Genomic DNA, 3,845 nt, shown 5'->3' on the forward strand with positions numbered 1-3,845 from the left:
GACGTAGTAGCGTCGCTCGATCGGCCTCGGGTGCGGGGACGAGTTGCTGGTGATCCAGTTCGGCAGCGATAAATTGATCGATCTCGTTGCGGCACCATTCGGGATGATCCAGTTGTGTGGGCGGCGTTGGACCGTTTAGCGGTCGAAAGGCCCACCAGTTTAGCTCTTCGTCCGAAAACGACTTGCTTTCAGGACGCGGGACGACGTCTCCGTGGTCGCCCGGCCAAGGCGCTCCCATCTCGATCCATTTGTCGAGGATGGCAATCTGCTCGTCGCTCAGCTTTTTCGATGGCGGCATCTCGAACGTTTCGTACCGCACCGCCTCCATCAACACACTGGCATCCGCATCTCCCGGTTCGATCGCCGATCCGGATTCGCCTCCCATTAACAGCGAACTGCGCGAATCGACACGCAGACCACCCTTGGTTGACTTTTCCGAGTGGCATTTGTAGCACTGCTCGCTAAGTAGTGGCCGGACCTCCTTTTCAAAGAACCGCCGTTGTTGCGGCGTGATCTGATCATCAGCCAAGGCGACATAGTCAATCGCACTGCCCCCACAGAAGAAGACGAACGCGATCGACAATAGAGACAGTTTCTTCTGGCAGGTCATTGATTCAACTCAGTTCATCCTCGAATGTATTAAAAGTTAATGGGGTGTGTAGGGCCGGTTCAACCGATGACAGGCTGAAAGCCTATCCCACATAGGGTTTCGACGATCGTTAGCCAAATAACGCGGTGATCGGTTTGCCTTGGTCGGTGATCGGGATAGGGCGAGAACCGTCGAAGAGTTCGTGGGCTGGGTTGATGCCGAGTGCTGCGTGGATCGTGGCGTGAAAGTCGGGAACGGAAACAGGATTTTCGACGACGGACTTACTTCGTTCGTCGGTCACGCCGTAGGCGCCTCGATGGTTCAGTCCGCCACCGGCCAAGCACAGGCTGAAACAACTGCCCTGATGTCCGCGGCCCCCGCGAGCGTCGTATTCGGCGGGACGGCCGAACTCGGTGCCTATCACGACAAGTGTCTTATCGAGGATGCCCTTTTTCTCGAGGTCGGTCATCAGTGCTGACAATGCGATGTCAAGCTCTTTGATCAGCAGGTGCTGGTTCTGCTGGCCTTCGTTGTGCGTGTCCCAACCGGTGCCGTTAATGAAGTTCAGATTGTGCGAGACTTCGACAAATCGCACTCCGGCCTGGACCAAACGACGAGCCAACAAACAGCGTTGACCAAACTCGCCACCGTAGGCATTACGCAAATCATCGGGCTCATCCTGCAGGCGAAAATGACGCATGAAATCTGGTCCCGCCAACCGCAGCGCTTCGGACTGGGCCGCGCGATACTGTGCGATCACGGAGTCCTCTGGGACTCGGTCGGTCAGTGGTTGCAGCAACTGCTGGCGCCGCTGGATTCGAAGGGCCGTGACATCGTCGGGACGCGAGAAACCCGCAGGACCGCTCTCGGTATCGACGAGATAAACGTAACCTGCTTTGGCCCCCAAAAACCCGGGCCCGCGGCTGACGTTGGGGTAGCCGATCAACATATAGGCCGGGACGTCCGGGTTCACCGCGCCGCGGACATGGCCAATGACCGAACCGATCGAGGGATAAGTCACACTGCCGCTGATCAATCGTCCGGTGTGAACAAAGTTTGTTCCAAAGGCGTGTTCGTCGACGAGGTGATGATTGACCGTCCGGATGGCGGTCATGCGATCGGCGAGTCTCGCGGTGCGGTGCAAGTGTTCGCAGAATTTTACGCCCGGTACGGCGGTATCGATCATGTCGTACTCCGAGCCCGCCAGCTTTGGCGACGCTTTGGAGTTGCCGCGATTCTTGGGATCAAAAGTATCAATTTGGGACATCCCTCCTCCCAGCCAAATAAACACGACGTGCTCGGCTTTGCCTTGAGGAACATTGATCGCAGCCGGCGACGCGAGCGCGGATCGACTTGCCAAAGCAGCTGCCGCAAATCCGCCGGTTTGTTGAAGGAAGTCTCGTCGTTTCATGAAAGTGTTCCAGGTCAGGGTCACAGAGCGTAGCGAAAGTCGCGTCGACTTTGGTTAGCGTGGTGATCAGAAAAACGGTGTCGTGTGCCGAAACTCTGGCAAGTTTCGCTACAAATCATCTACGGTGTGTAAACCCATTCGGGTGCATTTAGGATGGCCCAGAGCATGTCTTCCATACGCAGACGCCAATCCTCGTTTAACGCATTCGTGGGCGGATCGCCGCGACGGGCTTCGGCTTCCTTTTGCACCGCCAGCGTGTTGGCCGGCCCATCGACATGGTTCGACCAACTGACATAGCGAACAGGTTCGCGTTTACCACGTGTCGGTTTGACTCGATCCGATTCGGGGATCACACGAGTCTCATAGCCATCCGCCAGGAAGCGAACGTAACGTTCTTTCTCTTCGTTGGTCGGCTTCCGTGTCAGCAGACGGAGGAAGACACGATCGACGAGTTGTTCGACGGACTGGTCCTCCAGTGCGAGCTGCGTGATTCCGTGCCGGTCACTCAGTCGCGTTAGCCAGATGCTCATAACACCGTTGGCGAGAATCGCTGGCTGCAGAATGTTCGACTCGGTATCGCGAAGACTTTGTGGATCCTGTCGCGCCCCGCGCCAACCAAAGGTCTTCAGCACGCTGGTAACAGCGGTGATCCGGGGCAGCGACAAACTGGGCCGGTCGCGTTCGTTTGAGCTTGATGCGAGCATCCAGCATCGCCGCGGTTTGCCCAAAGAAATGGTGGTCGCCACGGCACGAACGCTGTCGATGTCCAGACTGACCTCTTCCAGATCGAAGGGAGTGCCGGTCGCGTTAAAAACCGAATCAACAATCTGCTCGGCCGTCAATCGTCGTGGTGCTGGCGAGATGAACAGTGGACTGGTTTCGCTAAGCGTCGGATCGGTCGCCCGTTGATAGGCATGCGAATTCAGAATCATTCGGCTGATGGCTTGTATGTCATAACCGGACGCGACGAACTGATGCCCGAGCCATCGCAGCAGCTCTGGATGCGAGGGATTGTTCTTTTCCCAATCCGACACACTGGTGACGAGTCCTCGTCCCATCAATCGTTGCCAGATGCGATTGACCATCACCTGAGCGAAGCGTTCGTTTTGCGGCGCGGTGATCAGAGCCGCAAGTCGGTCTCGCGAGTTTGTTGGATCTTCCGCCAACGCATTGGCAACCGATTCGTCACAGTAACGAGCGAACGGCCAAGCCGGTTCGACGACACTTCCTGGTTGCAGGGTAACTTCGATCAGCGGCTTGCGACCGGTTTGACTCAGCCGATCCATCGGCACGCTGCTCGACGCGGGCAGCTTGATCGGTTTTTGTTTCAACAAAGCGGCAAGTTGTAGCAAATCTTTCTGTAACGAAACGTGCGACGGAGCATCGTGACAACGCGCACATTTCATTTCGACGCCGAGAAAGGCCGAGCTGACGATCATCCCCTTGGCGGCCATCGGCAAGTCGTTCTGCGTCGCGGTGGCGAAGCCGGCCGGGCCGCCATATCGCTCGCTGCCTTCCATTCGAACTAACTCGGTCACGAACAAATCGGCCGGTTTGTTGTCAAGCAGTGACTCGTACAACCACCAGCGGAACGGCCCGGTATTATTGAGCGTCGGATTGAGGATATTCGGGTTCTCGGCGAGCACGTCCAACCAGTAACCCATCCAATGATCGGCCCGCCGGGGATCGTCCAACAACCGATCAATCACATTAGTGCGACGCGTTTCTCGTGCGTCACTGAGAAACGCGTTGATCTCGGACTCGCTGGGTGGCACCCCAACCGTGTCGAGGGTCACACGTCGCAGAAAATGCAAATCCTCGGCCAACGGAGTCGGCTCAAAACTG

The 3,845-nt window shown here is 57.0% G+C and carries 3 protein-coding genes; all 3 read right to left on the reverse strand.

Annotated elements, in window-relative coordinates:
* Positions 1-610 (reverse strand): c-type cytochrome domain-containing protein (locus RMSM_RS07240; RefSeq protein ID WP_008693575.1); only part of this gene is annotated, 610 nt, incomplete at its 3' end.
* A gap of 109 nt (positions 611-719) precedes the next feature.
* Positions 720-2,000: a DUF1501 domain-containing protein gene (locus RMSM_RS07245; protein WP_040764600.1), complete on the reverse strand. Its 1,281-nt coding sequence runs from the start codon at positions 1,998-2,000 to the stop codon at positions 720-722.
* 119 nt (positions 2,001-2,119) lie between these two features.
* Positions 2,120-3,845: DUF1553 domain-containing protein (locus RMSM_RS07250; RefSeq protein ID WP_040764603.1), on the reverse strand; the 1,726-nt coding region annotated here is incomplete at its 5' end.

Source organism: Rhodopirellula maiorica SM1, from assembly GCF_000346295.1.
In the GTDB taxonomy this organism is placed as follows: domain Bacteria; phylum Planctomycetota; class Planctomycetia; order Pirellulales; family Pirellulaceae; genus Novipirellula; species Novipirellula maiorica.